The organism is Kaistia nematophila, from assembly GCF_026343855.1.
GTDB lineage: Bacteria > Pseudomonadota > Alphaproteobacteria > Rhizobiales > Kaistiaceae > Kaistia > Kaistia nematophila.
This window is the reverse complement of the sequence record NZ_JAPKNK010000008.1, coordinates 1-19,901: the sequence shown is the minus strand read 5'-3', so window position 1 is coordinate 19,901 and position 19,901 is coordinate 1. Positions and strand designations below refer to the sequence as shown.

Annotated in this window: 20 protein-coding genes; 7 read left to right on the top strand and 13 right to left on the bottom strand. The window is 66.6% G+C overall.

From position 1 onward, the window contains the following. Positions 1-5: 5 nt before the first annotated feature. Entirely contained in the window at positions 6-1,064 is a 1,059-nt protein-coding gene (locus OSH07_RS17535; protein ID WP_266339983.1) for a nucleotidyltransferase family protein, read from the bottom strand. Between the two features lie 382 nt (positions 1,065-1,446). Here OSH07_RS17535 and OSH07_RS17530 point away from each other — a divergent pair, with 382 nt between their 5' ends. The 3 genes from OSH07_RS17530 to OSH07_RS17520 are packed head-to-tail and all read left to right on the top strand — an operon-like array spanning position 1,447 to position 3,169. Continuing rightward, positions 1,447-1,740 carry a PqqD family protein gene (locus OSH07_RS17530; protein WP_266339982.1) on the top strand — a complete coding sequence of 98 codons (294 nt, stop codon included), beginning with the start codon at positions 1,447-1,449 and terminating at the stop codon, positions 1,738-1,740. Between the two features lie 26 nt (positions 1,741-1,766). Continuing rightward, positions 1,767-2,168 (top strand): lasso peptide biosynthesis B2 protein, encoded by a 402-nt coding sequence (locus OSH07_RS17525; protein WP_266340149.1) that lies wholly within the window; start codon positions 1,767-1,769, stop codon positions 2,166-2,168. Then, positions 2,168-3,169, top strand: coding sequence for a phosphoenolpyruvate carboxykinase (ATP) (locus OSH07_RS17520; RefSeq protein ID WP_266339981.1), 1,002 nt, complete (start codon positions 2,168-2,170; stop codon positions 3,167-3,169). Before OSH07_RS17525 ends, OSH07_RS17520 begins: the two co-directional genes overlap by 1 nt. A 97-nt stretch (positions 3,170-3,266) precedes the next feature. On the opposite strand, the gene OSH07_RS17515 is transcribed toward OSH07_RS17520, so the two are convergent. Further along, complete coding sequence (locus OSH07_RS17515; RefSeq protein WP_266339980.1) at positions 3,267-3,872, bottom strand: TetR/AcrR family transcriptional regulator; 606 nt, start codon at positions 3,870-3,872, stop codon at positions 3,267-3,269. Between the two features lie 152 nt (positions 3,873-4,024). Between OSH07_RS17515 and OSH07_RS17510 the strand changes: the two genes are divergently transcribed. From OSH07_RS17510 to OSH07_RS17500, 3 genes are all read left to right on the top strand, one after another. Next, the gene (locus tag OSH07_RS17510) at positions 4,025-7,525 is read left to right on the top strand and encodes an acyl-[ACP]--phospholipid O-acyltransferase (RefSeq protein ID WP_266339979.1); all 3,501 of its coding nucleotides are present in this window, start codon (positions 4,025-4,027) and stop codon (positions 7,523-7,525) included. A gap of 287 nt (positions 7,526-7,812) precedes the next feature. Beyond that, positions 7,813-8,589 carry a 2'-5' RNA ligase family protein gene (locus OSH07_RS17505; RefSeq protein ID WP_266339978.1) on the top strand — a complete coding sequence of 259 codons (777 nt, stop codon included), beginning with the start codon at positions 7,813-7,815 and terminating at the stop codon, positions 8,587-8,589. A gap of 116 nt (positions 8,590-8,705) precedes the next feature. Beyond that, positions 8,706-9,194 carry a Crp/Fnr family transcriptional regulator gene (locus OSH07_RS17500; protein ID WP_266339977.1) on the top strand — a complete coding sequence of 163 codons (489 nt, stop codon included), beginning with the start codon at positions 8,706-8,708 and terminating at the stop codon, positions 9,192-9,194. 3 nt (positions 9,195-9,197) lie between these two features. Here OSH07_RS17500 and OSH07_RS17495 read toward each other — a convergent pair whose 3' ends face one another. From OSH07_RS17495 to OSH07_RS17445, 11 genes are all read right to left on the bottom strand, one after another. Next, complete coding sequence (locus tag OSH07_RS17495) at positions 9,198-9,968, bottom strand: metallophosphoesterase family protein (RefSeq protein WP_266339976.1); 771 nt, start codon at positions 9,966-9,968, stop codon at positions 9,198-9,200. Positions 9,969-10,109: 141 nt separating this feature from the next. Then, complete coding sequence (locus OSH07_RS17490; RefSeq protein ID WP_266339975.1) at positions 10,110-10,460, bottom strand: TfoX/Sxy family protein; 351 nt, start codon at positions 10,458-10,460, stop codon at positions 10,110-10,112. A gap of 10 nt (positions 10,461-10,470) precedes the next feature. Next, a complete protein-coding gene (tenA, locus tag OSH07_RS17485; protein WP_266339974.1) occupies positions 10,471-11,136 on the bottom strand; it encodes a thiaminase II in 666 nt (221 codons plus the stop codon). Positions 11,137-11,356: 220 nt separating this feature from the next. Then, positions 11,357-11,749 carry a Fe-S cluster assembly scaffold SufA gene (sufA, locus tag OSH07_RS17480; RefSeq protein WP_266339973.1) on the bottom strand — a complete coding sequence of 131 codons (393 nt, stop codon included), beginning with the start codon at positions 11,747-11,749 and terminating at the stop codon, positions 11,357-11,359. A 54-nt stretch (positions 11,750-11,803) separates the two neighbouring features. Further along, entirely contained in the window at positions 11,804-12,262 is a 459-nt protein-coding gene (locus OSH07_RS17475) for a VOC family protein (protein WP_266339972.1), read from the bottom strand. Between the two features lie 8 nt (positions 12,263-12,270). After that, positions 12,271-12,666: an SUF system Fe-S cluster assembly protein gene (locus OSH07_RS17470; RefSeq protein WP_266339971.1), complete on the bottom strand. Its 396-nt coding sequence runs from the start codon at positions 12,664-12,666 to the stop codon at positions 12,271-12,273. A 9-nt stretch (positions 12,667-12,675) separates the two neighbouring features. Next, entirely contained in the window at positions 12,676-13,905 is a 1,230-nt protein-coding gene (locus OSH07_RS17465; RefSeq protein WP_266339970.1) for a cysteine desulfurase, read from the bottom strand. Further along, complete coding sequence (sufD, locus tag OSH07_RS17460) at positions 13,902-15,215, bottom strand: Fe-S cluster assembly protein SufD (protein WP_266339969.1); 1,314 nt, start codon at positions 15,213-15,215, stop codon at positions 13,902-13,904. Before sufD ends, OSH07_RS17465 begins: the two co-directional genes overlap by 4 nt. 16 nt (positions 15,216-15,231) lie before the next feature. Then, positions 15,232-15,981, bottom strand: coding sequence for a Fe-S cluster assembly ATPase SufC (sufC, locus tag OSH07_RS17455; protein ID WP_266339968.1), 750 nt, complete (start codon positions 15,979-15,981; stop codon positions 15,232-15,234). A 157-nt stretch (positions 15,982-16,138) separates the two neighbouring features. Beyond that, positions 16,139-17,617 carry a Fe-S cluster assembly protein SufB gene (sufB, locus tag OSH07_RS17450; protein WP_266339967.1) on the bottom strand — a complete coding sequence of 493 codons (1,479 nt, stop codon included), beginning with the start codon at positions 17,615-17,617 and terminating at the stop codon, positions 16,139-16,141. Between the two features lie 49 nt (positions 17,618-17,666). Next, positions 17,667-18,827 carry a cysteine desulfurase family protein gene (locus OSH07_RS17445; RefSeq protein ID WP_266339966.1) on the bottom strand — a complete coding sequence of 387 codons (1,161 nt, stop codon included), beginning with the start codon at positions 18,825-18,827 and terminating at the stop codon, positions 17,667-17,669. Between the two features lie 222 nt (positions 18,828-19,049). Between OSH07_RS17445 and OSH07_RS17440 the strand changes: the two genes are divergently transcribed. Next, positions 19,050-19,703 (top strand): alpha/beta hydrolase, encoded by a 654-nt coding sequence (locus OSH07_RS17440; RefSeq protein ID WP_266339965.1) that lies wholly within the window; start codon positions 19,050-19,052, stop codon positions 19,701-19,703. Positions 19,704-19,901 lie beyond the last annotated feature (198 nt).

Below are 19,901 nucleotides of genomic sequence, written 5' to 3'. Positions count from 1 at the left end.
TCGCCTCATGACGAGGGAAGTGAAGCCCGCCCCTCACCGCGCTTCAGCAATTCGCGGAACAGCGACCGCCGCCACGATTGCAGCGCCCGCTCGCCGGTCTCCATCGCCATCACCATGTCGCCGCTGATCAGCAGCCTGGACATCGAGCGGAAGCGCACCGGAGCCAGTCCGCCCGCGAGCTCCCGGCAGCGCCGGTCGTCATAGAGCCCGGCCGCGAGGTCGAGCGCGGCGACCAGCGCCAGGCGCGTGCCGGAACGGCGGACGAGATCTTCGAGCGCCTGTTCCTCCGCCGCGCCCTCCAGCCGGCGCGCCGCCTGCAGCACGTCGATGACCAGCCGCAGCAACTCGAAATGATGCGAGCTCGCAGCGTGGACGCCGGCGATCGCGAGCCGCGTCGAGGAACGCGCGGCCTCGGCCGGATCGCCATGCGGGCAGAGCTCGGCAAAGCCGAGCGAAAGCTTCGAGCGAAGGCCGGGCGCGTGGACCAGGTTGCCCTGGATCTCCAGCATCAGCCGCTTGTGGACCGCATGGAACCACTTGCGCTCCATCTGCTCGTCGTCGCGCTGGTCCGGCCACAGTTCAAACCCGGAGGCCGCCACCACGGCCTCGACCGCATCGAGGCTCTCGACCGGGATGATCAGGTCGATGTCGCTGGTCGGCCGCAGCACCGGGTCCGGATAGATGTTGTCGGCGAAATCATGCCCCTTGATCAGCAGCGCCGGCTGGCCTGCCGCGCGGAGCGCCGTCGACAGCCGCTTCGCCTCGGCGCGCAACTGCATGTTGAACGCGACGCCGCTGGCGAAGCGGCCGGCGAAATCGTCGCGCACGGGGCGAAGCTCGGTGCTGGAAAGCATCGGCCGAAGCTTGCGCAAAACCGCGGGAAGCACACCATGCCGCTCGGCCTGCGACAGTAGCAGGCCGGCCCGTTCGCGGGTGAGCGTCATCGGGGCGAGGGTCGATTCCGGGTCCGCGAGTTCGATCAGCAGGCGGCCATCGGCGCGCGACAGACGACGCGGCGTCCCGCCCGACGGCGGCGCGGTCTCAGCGGAATCGACAGCGGACATACAATCCTCATTGCATCGGCAGACAAGACGGACGGACACCGCCGCCCGGATGAACAAAGGGCGATGCCTCCGCACCGCCCATCATCCCCTGCATATTCAGGACGGCCAACCAGCGTCGAGCGACGCACGGCTCAGCCGAAACGGGATCCGCCTACGGAGGCGGCGCATTGCCGGACGTGGCTGCGACGATCATCGCCACGCGTTCGCGCTTCAGCAATTCGGGCTTCTCATACGTCTTCTTCATTCCATATTCCCTGCTGACTATCTTTGAATCGATCGGACGAAGCCGCCGTTCGGTTAGCCAACCGCAAGCCGCACCTCTGGTCAAGCACACCTGGTTCGGCTATCCCACGTTTCGCACCAGCCAAGAGAGAGACTTCCCGTGTCCAGAATTGAGCCGAGCGCCGTTTGGGCGCTTCATGAAAACACGAGCTTTCAGCCGCTCGGCGACGGCGAAGGCGGCGTTCTGCTCGACACCGTGTCGGGCCAGCTCTTCACCTGCAACGACACCACGGCCGCTTTCCTGTCGACCGTCGACGGAACCCGCAATTTCGCCGGCATCCTGACGGAGCTGGAAACCGTGTTCGACGTCGACGCCGACATGCTGCGCGACGACATGTCGGATCTCGCCAACCATCTGGCCTCCGAAGGCCTGATCGTTCGCGTTGACAAGTGACATCCGGCAGCGTCCTTCGCCGGGCGATGTTCCGGGCCGAGATGTGGTTGTGGGCCCGCACCCTGCCGCTCCGCTGCCGAAAGTCCCGTGATTTCGCCGACATCATGAAGATCGCCGATGCCGGCGCCGATCGACGCTACCGCGGCCTCGCACCCGCCTATATAGCCCACCGCGCCAAGCGCGCGGCACGGCGCCCCTGGGTGATGCGCGACCGCCGGTGCCTGCGCGAGGGCATTCTCGCCTATCGCTTCCTGACGCTCGCGGGGATCCCGGCCGCCATGCATTTCGGCGTCGACCGCAAGAGCATCGGCAGCGCCAGGCTCGCCGCCCATTGCTGGGTCGTCGTCGACGACAAGCCCCTTCTCAATCCGCCGGAACCATCCATGGTGACGGTTTTCATCGAAAAGAACCGCGCCGGATCCGCCTGATGCACAAGACCCGTTTCGTCATCCCCGGCCTCGCCTTCAACGTGATCGCCGAGCGCGAGGGACTGGGCGCGCCGATCTTCCCGCAGCTTGCCGGCTTCGAGCAGGCGGAAGGCCCGGTCGCGCACGAAATCCTGGTCCGCGAAGCCGCCGGCGACGACATCGCCACCGAGGGCGAGCTGATCTGGTCCGGCACGCTGATCGACGGCCTCTATGCCGAGATCAGCGCCAATGGCGACCGCCAGCAGTTCCGCGTTCCCGGCAAGCTCTCGATCACAGAGGAAATCGGCCGCGCACAGACCGAGGTTCAGGTCACGGCTTCGGCCGAGCAGCCGTTCCGCTCGATGGCGGGCGCGGTGCTTCTCGACATGGCGCTGCGCGGGCACGGCCTGATGACGATCCATTCCGCGTCGCTGATGCTTCCCGGGCGCGACGAACTCATGCTGCTGTTCGCCCCGAGCGGCTTCGGCAAGACCACGACCTCACTCGCGCTGGCGCTCGGCGGCTACGGCCATATGGGCGATGACGTTGTCATCCTGCGCCAGGAAGGCGCGGAACTGTTCGGCTGGGGCATGCCGCGCACGCTGAAGGTGCAGCGGCGGACGGCGGCGATGTTCCCCGAAATCGCGCCGCATCTCGGCGCCTTCGGCGGCGAGGAGGACGAGGCGCCGCTGACGCGCGCGGCGCTCGCCGAATTGCTGCCGCTGCCGGATGCCTCGAAGGGATACCGGATCGGCGCAGTCGTGGTCGTGGGTCCGCGCTCGGAAGGCGAAGCGAGCCTGAAGCGCCTCTCCAAGGCCGACGCGCTCACCGTGATCCTCAGTGACAATATCGGCCTGCTCGGCGGCGGCGTGCCACGCGCGCAGCAGGAGTTGTTCCGGATGCTGTCGAAGCTCGTCGGCTCGACGCCGACCTTCCGCCTCGATGCCGGCACCGAGCCGCGCCGCATCGCGCCGGCCTTCGACAAGGCGCTGGGCATCATCCACGAGGCGATGGCGGGCTGAGGTTTGGAGGCTCGGAGAGCGGGCTGGACCCTCCTTCGGGGCCCGGCGCAGCGAAGCCTCGAAGGAGGGTCCAGAAGTCTCTCCTGTCGACCTCCGCCTAGCCGGTCGCATCAGCCGCCGGGCCGCCCAGCATCCGCCGCACCAGCAGGTGGCCGAGCGCGCGCGGCTCGGTCTCGGCGACCAGCGCCAGCTTGCTGGAGACGGCGAGCGTCGAGATACCGTGCAGGCCGGCCCACATGGTGACAGTCGCCGCCTGCCGCGCCGCGGCGGAGGTGTCCGGCATCAACGGACCGAGCGCCTCGGCGACGAGCGAGATCAGGGCCGCGAGCTTCGGCCGATACCAGTCCGGCAGGTCCTCGCCCTCCGGCAGGCGATGCTCGAACAGCAGGCTCCAAAGGCGCGGTCGGCTCTCGACGAAATCGAAATAGGCGTCCACCAGCCGTTCGGGTCGCAGCGCCGGTTCCGCCCTTGCCGCCTCGACCAAAACCAGCGCGAGAGCGTCGAGCGTCGCCGCGTTGACCTGGACGATGAGGTCGTCGAGATTGGCGAACAGATTGTAGATCGTGCCCGGCGCATAGCCGATCCGCTCGGCAACCCGGCGCACCGTCAGGCCGCGCAGGCCCTCCTCCACCACGATCGCGCGCGCCGCCTCCAGCGCCAGATGCTTCAGCTCTTCGGGGGCATGGTCGCTGCGACGTGCCATCTCGCCTCCTGACAGGCTCTTACCCGGCGCATGCTCTCGCCGGCCCGTTCCGTAGCACATATTGAACATCGTTCAAAACGCTGTTATGAAATTGAACGTCGTTCAATTCATGCGACTTGCGAGTCGCCGCGAACAGGCCGAGGTTTGACGCCATGGACGCTTCCGCAAAGACATCCTCGCCCGAGGCATCGTCGCCCGCCCACTCCCGGGCCGGCTCGCCGCCGCTCCTGAAAACACCGGGCTTCCTGCCCCTCTTCATCGTGCAATGGTTCGGCGCCTTCGCCGACAACGCCCTGAAGAGCGCCTTCGGCTTCATGGTCGCCTATGGCGGCGCGGAGCTGTTCGGCCTGTCGCCGCAGGTGGCGGTAACGCTGGGCGGGGCGGTGTTCATGTTGCCCTTCTTCCTGTTCTCGGGCGTGTCGGGCCGGCTTTCCGATACCGTCGACAAGATGCTCGTCGTGCGCTGGACGCGGGTGGCCGAGGTCGGCCTCGCGATCCTCTCCTCGATCGCCATCATGATCCACTCCGCCCCGCTCGCCCTGCTCGGCATGTTCCTCTACGCCGTGCAGTCGACCATCTTCGGGCCGGCCAAATACTCGATCCTGCCGCAATTCGTCGGCCGCGACCGTCTGGTCGCCGCCAACGCGCTGTTCGAGGGCTCGACCTTCGTCGCCATCCTGCTCGGCACCCTTTTCGGCGGCCTCAGCGTCGGCCTCGGCGGCAAATGGGTGGCGATCGTCGGCCTCGTCTCCGTCGCGCTGGTCGGCGCGGTCGCCGCCTTCTTCGTGCCCTCCGCGCCGCCGGCGCCGAATGCCGGCACGTTCCGCTTCTCGCTCGTCGGCTCCAGCCGCGACGCCTTCGCCGCCATCCGCCGCAAGCGCTCGCTGTTCCTCGCCGTCTCCGGCATCTCCTGGTTCTGGATGATCGGTCTGATCGTGATGTCGGTTTTCCCCGACTTCGCGAAATCGACGCTGAAGGTCGACGAGATCGTCGCCAACCTGCTCGTCGCCGCCTTCGTCGTCGGCATCGGCCTCGGCTCGGCCGCGACGGCCAAGCTGCTCGCCGGCCGGATTTCGGCCCGTCACACGCCGATCGGCGCGCTGGTGATGGCCGGCTTCATGGTCGACCTGTCGCATTCGGCCAGCGCGCTCGGCATGGTCGGCGCCGGCGGCGCGCTCGATTTCGGCGCTTTCATCACCTCGGCCGCCGGCATCCGCGTGCTGGTCGACCTCGTCGGTGTCGCCTTTGGCGGCGGGCTCTTCACCGTGCCGCTCTATGCGCTGCTGCAATCGCGCGCCGAGGAGCACGAGCGCTCCGCCGCCATCGCCGGCAACAACATCATGAACGCGGCCATCATGGTGCTCGGCACGGTGGTCGCCGCCGCCCTTCTCGCCGCCGGCGTCACGACGCTGCAGCTCCTGTTCTGGCTCGGCCTCGCCAACATCATCGCCGCCATCGTCTGCCTGAAATTCGTCCCCGACGAACTGGTCAAGGCGATCGGCCACCGCATCTTGCAGATCCTGTTCCGAGCCCGCGTGAAGGGTCTGGAGAACTATGGCGACGGCGAGGATGCGGCCGTCGTCGTGGTCAACCACACCTCCTTCATCGACGCCGTGCTGATCGGCTGCCTGCTGCCGGGCAAGCCCGTCTTCGCCATCAACAAGTACATCGCCGAACGCTGGTGGGTGCAGCCCGCCTTCCTGTTCTTCGACCTCGTCCCCGTCGACCCGACCAGCCCGTTCACCGTCCGAAGGATGGTCAAGCTGGTGAAGGAAGGCCGCCGGCTGGTGATCTTCCCGGAGGGACGCATCACCGTCACCGGCGCGCTGATGAAGGTCTATGACGGCCCGGCGATGATCGCCGCGCTCGCCGACGTGCCGATCATCCCCGTCCGCATCGACGGCGCGCAATACACGATCTTCTCCCGCCTCAAGGGCAAGGTGCGGCGTCGCCTGTTCCCGGACATCCAGATGACGGTTCTGCCGTCGCGGCGGATCGAGCTGACGCCGGGCCTGGTCGGCCGCAAGCGGCGGCACGAGGCCGGCCATCACCTGCAGGCGATCATGACCGAGATGGTCTATGCGACCAGCCCGGCCGCCGAGACGCTGTTCGCCACGCTGCTGCGCGCCCGCCACATCAACGGCAAGCGGCCGATCCTGGAGGACGTCACCCGCGCGCCGATCGGCTACACGCAGATCCTCCGCGGCGCCTTCGCGCTCGGCAAGTCGTTCGCCAGGCTTTCGGCGCCGGGCGAGCGGGTCGGCGTGCTGCTGCCCAACACGCTCGCCGCCGTCGTCACCTTCTTCGCTCTGCAGGTGACCGGCCGCATCCCGGCCATGCTCAACTTCTCGGCCGGCCCGGCCGCCGTCGACGCGGCCCGCAAGGCGGCCGAGGTCAAGCTGGTGCTGACCTCGCGGCAGTTCATCGAGAAGGGACGCCTGCAGCCGCTCGCCGACGTGCTCGGCCAGAATGCCCGCCTGGTCTATCTCGAGGACCTGCGCGGCGAGATCGGCCTCGCCCGCAAGCTGTTCGCGTTTGCCGGGGGCATCGCGCCGCGCTTCGTCTCCCGCACCGCCTTCCAGCGCCCGACCGACCCAGAAGCCGAAGCCGTGGTGCTGTTCACCTCCGGCTCCGAGGGCACGCCGAAGGGCGTCTCGCTCAGCCACCACGCCATCCAGGCGAACCGGCAGCAGATCGCCAGCGTCATCGACTTCTCCGGCGAGGACATCGTCCTGAACGCGCTGCCGCTGTTCCACGCCTTCGGGCTGACGGCGGGCTGCCTGCTGCCGCTCTTCTCCGGCGTCCGGCAGATGCTCTACCCCTCGCCGCTGCACTACCGGATCGTGCCGGAGATGGCCTATGACGTGAACGCCACCATCATGTTCGGCACCGACACCTTCCTCGCCGGCTATGCCCGGATGGCGCACCCCTACGACTTCTATTCGATCCGCTACGTGTTTGCCGGGGCCGAGCGGGTGAAGCCGGAGACGCGCCGCGTCTGGTCGGAGAAGTTCGGCATCCGGCTGCTCGAAGGCTATGGCACGACCGAGACAGCGCCGGTGATCTCGATCAACACGCCGATGGCCAACCGCCCGGGCTCGGTCGGCCGGGCGCTGCCGGGCATAGAGACCCGGCTGGAGAAGGTCGCCGGCATCGAGGAAGGCGGCAAGCTGCTGGTGCGCGGCGCCAATGTCATGCGCGGCTACTACCGCGCCGAGGCGCCCGGCGTGCTGGAGCCGCCGGTCGACGGCTGGTACGACACCGGCGACATCGTCACGCTCGACGACGGCTTCATCACCATCTCCGGCCGGGCCAAGCGTTTTGCAAAAGTCGGCGGCGAGATGGTGTCGCTGGCGGCGATCGAGACGCTCGCCGGCGAGTTCTGGCCGCACCACGCCACGGCGGCCGCCGCCATGCCGCATGAGCGCAAGGGCGAGGAGATCGTGCTGGTGACGGAACGGCCGGACGCCGATCTCGCCGAGTTCCAGCGCTTCGTCCGTGGCCGCGGCCTGTCGGAGATCATGCTGCCCCGCACGCTGCTGTTCGTGGAAAAGCTGCCGCTGCTCGGCTCCGGCAAGGTCGACAACGCCGCCGTGACGGACATCGCGGTCAAGGCGAAGGCGCCGCAGCCGGAAGTGGTGGCGGTGGAGTAGCCAGCAAGCCCCTCACCCCAGCCCTCTCCCGCAAGCGGGAGAGGCGTCCGGACGGAGGTGGCGGAGATGCGCGGCGCCGATGAAGCCCGCAGGCGGAAAAGCCCTCGCCCGCTTGCGGGAGAGGGTTGGGTGAGGGGTTTGCCTCTCTCGTACCGGACCGGTTGCGCGATCCTTCGCCTTCCACGTTTGCGTGAGGGGCCTTGAAGGCGGCGGGCGGCGCACCTCTTTCTGCACACGCGATGACCAACCTCCCCGGCGAACCGGCGGGGATTCAGGGGAGAAAAGCGATGGAGCAGGCTGTCCCGGAGGTCCTTCCCCCACCCCAGCGCCGGCACCGGCGCATGGCGGTCGTGCTGGCGACCGGCATGGCGCTCTGTCTTGGGCTGGCCCTTGCTGTAGGTTCGCCGCCCGCAGCGCTGGCGAAATCCGGCTCCGTGACGGCGATCGACATCGCGCTCGAACCCGACGCCACCATGATCCAGCACGCCAGGGACGCCAATGCGCGGTTGCTCAAATCCTTCCCGAAGGGGTTCGCGCTCGACGCGACACACCACCCGCATGTGACGCTGCTGCAGCAGTTCGTCCGCACCGACGACCTCGACAAGGTCTATGCGGCGGCGGGGACGGTCCTCGCCAAGGAAAAGCCGACGGCGTGGACGCTGAAGGCGTTCAAATACTACTACATCCCCTCGCCGCCCATGGGCCTCGCGGGGATTGTCGTCGAGCCCACCGACGACCTGCGCCGCCTGCAGGATGAACTGATCGCCGCCATCCAGCCCTACACGGTGAAGACGGGAACCCCGGCGGCGTTCTTCAGCCGGAGGGGAGGACGCGACATCCAGGAATCGCTGATCCGCTATGTCGACGACTTCGTCACCGACGCGGCGGGCGAGCATTTCAACCCGCATGTGACGATCGGCGTGGCTAAGGAAAGCTATTTGAAGAAGATGCTGGCCGAGCCGTTCGAGGCCTTCACGTTCCAGCCGACCGGCGCGTCGGTCTACCAACTCGGCACGTTCGGCACGGCGCGCAAGGAGCTGAAGGCGATCGAGCTGACGCCCTGAGGGCCTCGCGCTGTCGCGGCCGCCGCTCGGACACGGAGGCCGCGCCGCGTTGGCCAAGCCGCGAAACTCTGCTTAGGATATCGCCTGCTCTTTTCAGGACAGATCGGGAGCCGGCCTTGAAATCGATCCTGCAGACCTGCGCGGATATTGGCGCCACGGAACGGCAGTTTGCGGCGGGCTCGGTGCTGTTGGAAGAAGGAGCGATGTCGGGGCTCCTCTACGTGCTGATCGAAGGCGTGATCGAGGTGGCGCGGGGCGAAACCACGATCGTCGTATCCAGCGAACCGGGCTCGGTATTCGGGGAGATGTCGGCCCTCCTCGACGCGCCGCACTCCGCCACCGCGCGAACCCTGACGCCGACGCGGGCCTATGTGTTCGAGGGATCCCGCGACATCATCCAATCGCATCCCGAGATCGCCTTCGGCGTCGCCAGGATCCTGGCGCAGCGCCTCCAGGCGGCGACCACCTATCTGGTCGACATCAAGCGGCAATATCAGGATCACGAGAACCATTTCGCCATGGTCGACGAAGTCCTGGAGAGCCTGGTCCACCAGCAGGGCCTGTTCTCGCCCGGCTCCGACCGTCAGCGCAGCACGACGGAATAGCGGCTACAGCCAGTCCGGCAGCCCGGTCAGTTTCGGGACCGGGCGGATCAGGGGCTGGTCGAGCGCCACCGTCTCGTTGCCGGCGGCCGAGAGCCAGAAAGCCTGCCGGCTCTCCGTGTCGACGACGACGCAGCTTGGCGGCGCGCCGAACTGCCGTCCGGCGTTGAACACCCAGGTCGAGCCGATCCGGTCGACCCAGGAGCCGCCGGCGGCGAACGGCGCCTGATGGACGTGGCCCGAAAAGACGAAGTCGGGGCTGTAGTCGCCGATCCACTGCTCCAGCTCGGTGTCGCCATGAAAGCGCTTGCCGTCCCAGCTGATGGGCGTCGTCCGCGGCGGCGCATGATGGACCCAGATCCAGCGCGAAAGGCGTCTGGCCGAGGCCTCGGCGAGCTGGCGGGCGATGGCATCGCGCACGATCGGGCCATCCCACCACGGGCAGATGGTGAAGAGCATGTCGTCCCGGACGAAAGAATCGCCGTCCGACAGGACGCCCTTCGCCTGGGGCTGGAGGATCCAGCGGGTGATCTTTTCGCCGGATTCATTGCGTGAATCGAGATCGTGATTGCCGGAGCAGACGAGGACGATGGCCTTCTGCCGAAGGCGGTCGATGTATTTCTGGATGACGATGCTCTGCGCGCGCAGATCGACCAGCGAGCTCGTGTCGAGATGGTCGCCGGCGACGATGACCATGTCGAAGCGGCCGGCGACATCTACCAGCCAGTCATATTGCGGCAGGGCATAGTGAAGGTCGGCGACGACGAGCAACCGCATCGGCGATGCAATCCCGAAACGAGAACCGCTGGCATGACGGGAGACTTCCCTTAGGGAACCAAGCCTAGCTGTCCGCCCCGAACCTGTCATCCGGCAATCGTGGCCGCCCCTCGCCCCTTGGGACGAGTCGGGCCGAAAGCCCTAGCGCTTCTTTCCTGACGGCTTCCTGGCGTTGGCCCGGATGGCGACGTCGATCGCCTTCAGCGCCCAGTCCCGCAATTCGTCGGTATCGTCGAGCAGCCGCTCCGGCATGCGGAAATAGCTGAGCGACGTTTCGCGGCCGTTCTTCGAGCCGTAGACGAACGGGCCGCAGCCCTCGGCCTCGAAGGCCGGGCGGGTGGCGTCGTCCGCCTTCAGGTAGATCGTGTCGTCCTGCCAGATGCCGAACATCAGCCCGTCGCGGAAGAAGCCGAGCCCGCCGAACATCCGGCGGATGCGGACGCCGCCGACCGGCTCGAACAGTTCCGCGAGATAGTCGAGATCGGCCGTCATGCTGCGATCCTCAGTCCGCGAGATCGAGGCCCATCTGCCAGAAATCGGCCTCGAGGCGCACGGCCTGGCGGAAGATTTCGAGCAGGCGCGGATAGCGCGCCTGGGTCAGATAGAGTGCCGCAAGCCGGTCGATCTGGGCAAGGCTGGCTTCAGCCACGCCCTGATAGCCCTCGCCGGCATATTCGCGGATCCAGGCCGCATAGGGATTGGCGCCATCGAGGCCGGTGCCTGCAGCGGCGAGATCGGTGCCGATCTCGGCATAGCCGACGACGCAGGGCGACAGCGCCACCACGAGATCGAGCATGTCGCCGCGCAGGCCGGCTTCCTGGACAAAGCGAGTGTAGGCGATCGTCGCGCGGGCTTCGGCCGTGCTCTCGACCGCTTCCTGCGACAGGCCCCACTCGGCGCAGAGCTTCAGGTGCAGGCTGGTCTCGTCGAGGATGGCGTGCATGCCGGCCGAGGCCTTGCGCATCTCCAGCGCGTTCGGCGCCTTGTAGACGCCGATGGCGTAGGCGCGGGCGAACTCGATCAGGAACAGATAGTCCTGCACGAGATAGTGCTGGAAGGACGGCCTGGACAGCGTGCCGTCGCCGAGGCCGAGCACGAAGGGGTGGCGGACATAGGCGTCCCAATCGGCGGCGGCATCGGACTTCAGGCGCTCGAACAGGCTGGTCAAGCCACTCTCCATGGATGGAACGGGATGGATCTGAAATACGGAACACCGTCTTCAACATCCTGAGGAGGCTTTCGAGGAAAGCCGTCGCGGAGGACGCGCAGCCGGCATGTCGCCGGGATTGCGCACCCGCTCTACGTGCCTCGAGACGGCCCTTCGGGCCTCCCCGGCATGTCGAGGACGGGTAGCTGAAGTCTGGGAGGGAGCCCCTTTGCCGAAGAAACTACCGGTCGGCCGTCGCCGCGGCGGGTTCGGACAGGTCGGCCGGCTTCAGCATGACGGATTCGCCGCAGCCGCAGGCCGAAACCTCGTTCGGGTTCTTGAAGACGAAGCCGGAGCGCAGCTTGGTCGTCTCGAAATCCATGACGGTGCCGAGCAGGTAGAGCACGGCGGCCGGATCGACGAAAACCGTCGCGCCATGGCCCTCGATGCGCTCGTCCTTCGGATCGGCCTCGCCGACCGCCTTCATGGTGTATTCCATGCCGGCGCAGCCGCCCTTCTTGACGCCGATGCGCAGGCCGAGCACGGGCTCGTCGGAATCCTCGACGATCTCGCGGATCCGCTCGGCGGCGGCTTCGGTCAGGGACATCACGGCGAAGCGTGAACGGACGCCCATGGCAATTCTCCAGTTCGCGGCGCACAGCGCCCTTGTCGATCCAAAGATCGGCGATCAGATCCCGTTCTGCAAGGCAGCGACGGGCAGATCGGAATCATTCGACCATATGCCCGGCGTCGCCAGCTCGACGACATGGCCGTCCGGGTCATTGAAATAGAGGCTCTCGCCTCCCTGTGGCCAAGCCATCTCGGCCGTGATCCGCACACCGCGGGCGACGAGATGATCCCGCCACGCCGAAATCGCCTCCGCCGGGATGCGGAGCGCGAAATGATACGGGCCGCTGCCGTCATGCGCGGGAATGGTGCCGCCCGGCAGGACGACGTCCTTCAGGGTCGCGCCGCGCAGGAAGATCAGCAGCACGCTGGACGGACCGGCATCGAACGCCACCAGCCGCGCATCCTCCAGCAAGGGACGAAGGCCGAGAATGTCGCGATAGAATCCCGCCGCCCGGCCGATGTCGTCGACGTAGATCGCCGTCTCCAGAACACCGGTGATCGGCGGCGCCGTGCCCACGGACGGCCTCAGTACCAGTCGAGCGCGACGCGGGCCTCGTCCGACATCCGGTCCTGCGACCAGGGCGGATCGAAGGTCATCGTCACGTCGACGCGGCCGACGCCGGCAACGGCGCCGACGGCGTTCTCGACCCAGCCGGGCATCTCGCCCGCCACCGGGCAACCGGGCGCCGTCAGCGTCATCTCGATCGCGACATTGCGGTCGTCGTCGATGTCGATCTTGTAGATCAGGCCGAGCTCGTAGATGTCGGCCGGGATCTCGGGGTCATAGACCGTCTTCAGCGCGGCGACGATGTCGCCCGACAGACGTTCCAGTTCCTCGGCCGGAATGGCGGAGCCGGGCGCTTCGACCGCCGTCGCCGCCGTATCGTCCTTCGCTTCGCCGATCACCGCGATATCGTCCATTTCAGATCCTCATGCGAAGAAAGCATGCGCCTTGACCAGCGCATCGGCAAGGCGGTCGACCTCTTCGAAAGTATTGTAGAGACCGAACGACGCCCGACATGTGGAGGTAACGCCGAACCGGTGCAAGAGCGGCTGGGCGCAATGGGTGCCGGCGCGGACGGCGACGCCCTCGCGATCGATGATCGTCGAGACGTCATGCGCGTGCGCGCCCGCCATCTCGAACGAAACGATCGCGCCCTTGTCGCGCGTGGTGCCGAAGATCCTCAGGCTGTTGATGGCGGAGAGCCGCTCGGTCGCGTAATCGCGCAGCGCCATCTCATGCGCCAGGATCCGGTCGCGGCCGATCTTCTCCATGTATTCCAGCGACGCACCAAGGCCGATCGCCTGCACGATCGGCGGCGTGCCCGCCTCGAAGCGATGCGGCGGCTCGCCATAGGTGACGTTGTCTTCGGTCACGTCGCGGATCATCTCGCCGCCGCCGAGGAAGGGCGGCATCACCTCGAGCAGGGCCTTCTTGCCATAGAGCACGCCGATGCCGGTCGGGCCGTAGAGCTTGTGGCCGGTGACGCAATAGAAGTCGGCGTCGAGATCCTGCACGTCGACCGGCAGATGCACGGCGCCCTGGCTGCCATCCACCAGCACCTTGATGCCGTGGGCATGGGCGATGCGGATGACGTCCTTGATCGGGACGATCGTGCCGGTGACGTTCGACATGTGCGTCATCGCCACGATCTTGGTGCGCGGCGTGATCAGCTTCTCGAATTCGTCGAGCAGGAAGGTGCCGTCATCGGCGATCGGCGCCCACTTGATCACCGCGCCCTTGCGCTCGCGCAGGAAGTGCCAGGGCACGATGTTGGAGTGATGCTCGAGGATCGAGACGATGATCTCGTCGCCCTCGCCGATATCGGCGCCCAGCGACGCGGCGACCAGGTTGATCGCCTCCGTCGAGGAACGGGTGAAGATGATCTCGTCGACCGAGCGCGCGTTCAGGAAGCGCCGCACCGTTTCGCGCGACCGCTCATAGGCGTCGGTCGCGACATTGGAGAGGTAGTGCAGGCCGCGATGGACGTTGGCGTATTCTTCCGTATACGCCTTCGTCACCGCGTCCAGCATCGCCTGCGGCTTCTGCGCGGAGGCGCCATTGTCGAGATAGACGAGCGGCTTGCCGTAAACCGTCCTCGACAGGATCGGAAAATCCCGCCTTATCGCCTGAACGTCGTAGCCGCCCTGCCCGCTCATGCTGCCTCTTCACCGCGTGCTGCCAGCCAGTTGCGCGAGATTTCCTCGAACGCGTCGCCGATCGCCTCGTCGCCGAGGCCTTCGATCGCTTCGGCGAGGAACGCCGTCACCAGCAGGGTCTCCGCCTCGGCGCGGGGAATGCCGCGCGACAGCAGGTAGAACAGGATGTCCTCGTCGATCTCGCCGCTGGTCGCGCCATGCGCGCACTGGACGTCGTCGGCGAAGATCTCCAGCTCCGGCTTGACGAAGAAGGACGCGTCCTCGGAGAGGAGCAGGCCCTGCGTCATCATCCGGCCATCGGTCTTCTGGGCGTCGGGACGCACGATGATGCGGCCCTGGAACACGCCCTCGGAACGTCCGTCCATCACCGCCTTGAACAGTTCGCGGCTGGCGCCGTTCGGCACCGCGTGGTCGACGCTGAGCGCGATGTCGGCGTGCTGCTTGCCGCGCACCATCGTCGCGCCGAAAAGGCCGGCGCGGGCGTTCTCGCCCGAATAGGTAACGAAGGTCTGCGATCGAGAGATGGAGGCGCCGATCATCAGGGTCAGGTGATCGAACTCCGTCTCCGTGCCGATGGTGACGGCGAGCGTGCCGAGATGGACGCTGGCGTCGCCTTCCGACTGCAGCTTGGCCCAGACGACCTTGGCGCGGTCGCCGGCAGTCGCCTCGGTGACGATGTTGGCCTGGTAGGCGCTGCCGGCCGGGCCGAGATGCGTCTCCAGCAGGCGAACGGAAGCATCCGCGCCGACCGTGACGAGGTTGCGCACATGCGAGGCGACGGCGGAGGTCGTCACATGGGCGATCTCGATGGCGCGCTCGATGCGCGCGCCGGCCGGAACCTCAATGGCGACGCCGCCGACCATCAGGGCCGAATTCAGCGAGACGACCGCGTCGTTGATGGAGGCGATCTGCTGGCCGACGCGGTTGTCGCCATCGCGCAGGAGGTCGACCAGCGGACGCACGGAGACCCCGTCGAGGCCGGAAAGGTCCGACAGCTCCGGACGGAAGATGCCATCGACCACGACGAGACGGGCACGGTCGAGACCGGGCAACAGGTCGGCGACGACGACATCCTCGCCGCTCGCGCCGATCGCCAGCGGCGGCACCGTGCGCAGCAGCGCGCGCAGATCGGTATAGCGCCAGGGCTCGGTCCGGCGATGCGGCAGACCCAGCTTCTGGAAAGCGGCGAAGGCGGCCTCGCGCGCCGCGGCGATCGCGGGCGAACCCGGCAATTGCGTGCGGGCGGCGGCGAATTCCAGCGCCAGCGTCTCTTCGGCCTGTGTGCGCAGGATGCGCGGCTCGGCGTTCATCGATGCCACTCCCCGCTCAGGCCGGCTCGCCGGCGTAGTCGGCATAGCCCTTGGCTTCGAGCTCAAGCGCCAGTTCCGGACCGCCGGTGCGAACGATGCGGCCGGCCGACATCACATGCACCTTGTCGGGCACGATGTGGTCGAGCAGACGCTGATAATGGGTGATGACGAGCATCGAGCGATCCGGCGAACGGAGCGCGTTGACGCCCTCCGAGACGATGCGCAGCGCGTCGATGTCGAGGCCGGAATCGGTCTCGTCGAGGATCGCCAGCTTCGGCTCCAGAAGCGCCATCTGCAGGATCTCGTTCCGCTTCTTCTCGCCGCCGGAGAAACCGACATTGAGCGGACGGCGGAGCATTTCCTGAGTCACGTTCAGCTTTTCCGCTGCGGTCTTCACGCGGCGCATGAAGTCCGGCGTGGAGAGCTCGTCCTCGCCGCGCGCCTTGCGCTGGGCGTTCAGCGCCGCCTTCAGGAAGGTCATGGTGGCGACGCCGGGGATCTCCAGCGGATACTGGAACGCAAGGAAGACGCCGGCGGCGGCGCGCTCTTCCGGCGCGTTCTCGACGATGTTCTCGCCGTCGAAGATGATCTCGCCCTCGGTGACCTCATAGTCCTCGCGGCCGGAGAGCACGTAGGACAGCGTCGACTTGCCGGAGCCGTTCGGCCCCATGATCGCGTGGACTTCGCCGGTCGGCACGACCAGGTCGACGCCGCGCAGGATCTCCTTGCCATCGATGGAGGCGTGGAGGTTCTTGATCTCGAGCATTTCGTTGTTCCGTTCAAAGCTTGTGGCTGAACCTCCGGGGGGAGGCCGAAACGCCGTGGCGGCCGGGGTCAGGGTTCAAGCGGAAAACCGCGCCCCTTCCCGACGCCTCAGGCAGTCCGGCCCTTCCCGCCTTGGGGAAGGGCTCAACGCGTGGGGACTAGCCGACCGACCCTTCGAGGCTGATCGAGATCAGCTTCTGGGCCTCGACCGCGAATTCCATCGGCAGCTGCTGGATGACATCCTTGACGAAGCCGTTGACGATCAGCGCCACGGCCTCCTCGGACGAAAGCCCGCGCTGGAGGCAATAGAACAACTGGTCGTCGGCGATCTTCGACGTCGTCGCCTCATGCTCGAAGACGGCGCTCGAATTCTTCGATTCGATGTAGGGCACCGTGTGCGCGCCGCACTTGTCGCCGATCAGGAGGCTGTCGCAATTGGTGAAATTGCGCGCGCCCGTCGCCTTGCGATGCGCCGAGACGAGACCGCGATAGGTGTTGTCCGAGCGGCCGGCGGCGATGCCCTTCGAGATGATCCGGCTCTTCGTGTTCTTGCCGAGATGGAGCATCTTGGTGCCGCTGTCGACCTGCTGGTAGCCGTTCGACACCGCGATCGAATAGAACTCGCCCTGGCTGTCGTCGCCGCGCAGGATGCAGGACGGGTACTTCCAGGTGATGGCCGAACCGGTCTCGACCTGCGTCCACGAGATCTTCGAGCGGTCGCCACGGCAGTCGCCGCGCTTGGTCACGAAGTTGTAGATGCCGCCCTTGCCGTCCTTGTCGCCCGGATACCAGTTCTGGACCGTCGAGTACTTGATCTCGGCATCATCCAGCGCCACCAGCTCGACGACCGCCGCATGCAGCTGGTTCTCGTCGCGCATCGGCGCCGTGCAGCCCTCGAGATAGGAGACGTAGGCACCCTTCTCGGCGATGATCAGCGTGCGCTCGAACTGGCCCGTATTGCGCTCGTTGATGCGGAAATAGGTCGACAGCTCCATCGGGCAGCGGACGCCCTCGGGGATGTAGACGAAGGAACCATCCGAAAAGACAGCCGAATTCAGCGTCGCGTAGAAGTTGTCGGTAACCGGAACGACCGAGCCGAGATACTTCTTAACGATGTCAGGGTATTCGCGGATCGCCTCGGAGATCGAACAGAAGATGACGCCGGCTTTCTTCAGCTCGTCCTTGAAGGTGGTGACGACCGAGACGGAATCGAACACGGCATCGACCGCGACCTTGCGATCGGACGCGCCCTCGACGCCGGCCAGTATCTCGCGCTCGCGCAGCGGGATGCCCAGCTTCTCGTACATGGCGAGCAGTTCGGGGTCGACCTCGTCGAGCGACTTCGGACCCGAGGTGCTCTTCGGCGCCGAATAATAATAGAGATCCTCGAAATCGATCTTCGGATACTGGACGCGCGACCAGGTGGGCTCGGTCATGGTCAGCCAGCGCCGATAGGCGTCGAGGCGCCACTCGAGCATCCACTCGGGCTCGTTCTTCTTGGCCGAAATGAAGCGGACGATATCCTCCGAGAGGCCCTTGGGGGCGCGCTCGGATTCGATATCGGTCACGAAACCATATTTGTACTGATCGACGTCGATCTGGCGAACCTGATCGACCGTCTCCTGAATTGCAGGCATTGCCTACTCCATCCACAGCGGTTTCAAGGACCGCGGGTTGAGTGCGTTGTCATGCGGCGCGTGTCACGCCCGGCGCGAGCCGTCTCATGACACGTCCCCAGACCTCCGTAAATCTACGTATGTCGGATTCGGTGGTTTCCCATCCGAAACTGACGCGGATCGCGGATTTCGCATGCGCATCGGGCACGTTCATGGCCTTCATCACATGCGAAACACCGACTTTCCCCGAAGAACACGCCGATCCGGCCGAAACCGCGATCCCTTCGAGATCGAGCGCGATCACCAGCGTTTCCGCCGAGAGACCATCGACGCCGAGAGACAGCGTCTGCGGGAGCCGCTCGGCGCCCCCGCTCAAGAGAATGGCCGGCAGGGCCGCCGTCGCGAGCTGATCGCGCCAGAGGCTCCATTCGGCAAGGCGTTCCAGATCGGCGCGGGCGGATTCCGCCGCAACGCCGAAGCCGACGATACCAGCCACGTTCTGCGTGCCGGCGCGGCTGTATTTCTCCTGGCCGCCGCCGACGAGCAGCGGCGCCGGCGAGACGAGGTCGCCGCCCAGAACGATCGCGCCGGCGCCCTGCGGACCGCCGAGCTTGTGCGCCGACAGCGTCAGGAAATCGACGCCGAGCGCCGCGATGTCGATCGCGACCCGGCCGGCGGCCTGGATCGCGTCCGTGTGCACCAGCGCGCCGAATTCGCGAGCGATCGCGGCGATCTCGGCAACCGGCTGGATCGTGCCGGTCTCGTTGTTCGCCAGCATCACCGAAACCAGCGCGCGCTTGCCCTCTGCCTTCACGGCGACGAGCGCCGCGCGCAGGGCATCGAGATCGAGCCTGCCCTCGCCGTCGACGGCGATCGGCTGCGTGTTCCCGGCGCCGAAGCGCCCGCCGGCCAGCACCGACGGATGTTCCGTCGCTCCGACCAGCAGCCGGTCGACCACGACCTCGGCGGCGCCAACCCGCATGCGCGGGCTCAGCACGGTGACGTTCGCCTCGGTGCCGCCCGAGGTAAAAATGACCCGGGCCGGATCGGCGCCGACAAGCGCGGCGACGCGGCGGCGCGCCGTCTCGACCCTGGCGCGGGCGGCACGGCCCTCGCCATGCACGGAGGACGCATTGCCGGTCGCATCCAGCGCCTCGATCATCGCCGCGCGCACTTCTGGTCGAAGCGGCGCGCCGGCGTTGTAATCGAGATAAATACGCGGCGCGGCCACGGCTTGCAGTCTCCAGTCGCGGGGCGGATGTCGCATTATGCTTGAAATCCGGACCCCGCCTCATGCTACAAGGCCCGCTACAAGGCAGGATCGACATCCAAAGCCGATTTCGAATAATTCTAAAGTGTTCTAGAAACCCTGACGCTCAGAGTCAAGTTAGGATTTGACGCTGATATAGGTCGCTCGGGGCGTTCTGAACAGATCGAAAGGTCCGAGGCTAAAATGCCCGAGGTTATTTTCACCGGCCCCGCCGGCCGCATCGAGGGACGATTCCAGCCGTCCAAGGAAAAGAACGGCCCGATCGCCATCATCCTTCATCCGCATCCGCAGTTTGGCGGCACGATGAACAACGCGATCACCTACCAGCTGTTCTACATGTTCGCGAAGCGCGGTTTCGCCGTGCTGCGCTTCAATTTCCGTGGCGTTGGCCGCAGCCAGGGCGAGTTCGACCATGGCGAGGGCGAGCTTTCCGACGCCGCCTCGGCGCTCGACTGGGCGCAGACCATCCATCCCGACGCGCGCGCCTGCTGGGTCGCCGGCTTCTCGTTCGGCTCGTGGATCGGCATGCAGCTTCTGATGCGCCGGCCGGAGATCGAGGGCTTCATCTCGATCGCGCCGCAGGCGAACCTCTACGACTTCTCGTTCCTGGCGCCCTGCCCCTCCTCCGGCCTGATCGTCCATGGCGACCAGGACAAGGTCGCGCCGCCGAAGGACGTACAGACGCTGGTCGACAAGCTGAAGACCCAGAAGGGCATCGTCGTCGAACAGCAGATCATGCCGGGCGCCAACCACTTCTTCGAGGGCCAGGTCGAGCCGCTGATCGATATCTGCGGCAACTATGTCGACAAGCGCCTCGCCATGCTGAGCGCCGCCTGAGGCTGCTTTTCCTCAGGAAGCCTCGTGGCTCCCGACATCTTCGACGGCCCGCAGCGACCTCGCCGCGGGCCGTTTTGTTTTTTTGCGCGATCGTCCGAGCCCGCGATAGATGCCCGCTGCACCCGCGAGGGATCCTGACGTGGTTTCAACAGCTTGCGAGGATCGATTGAGGAGTTGATTCCGGTTCGGGGCTAGTGG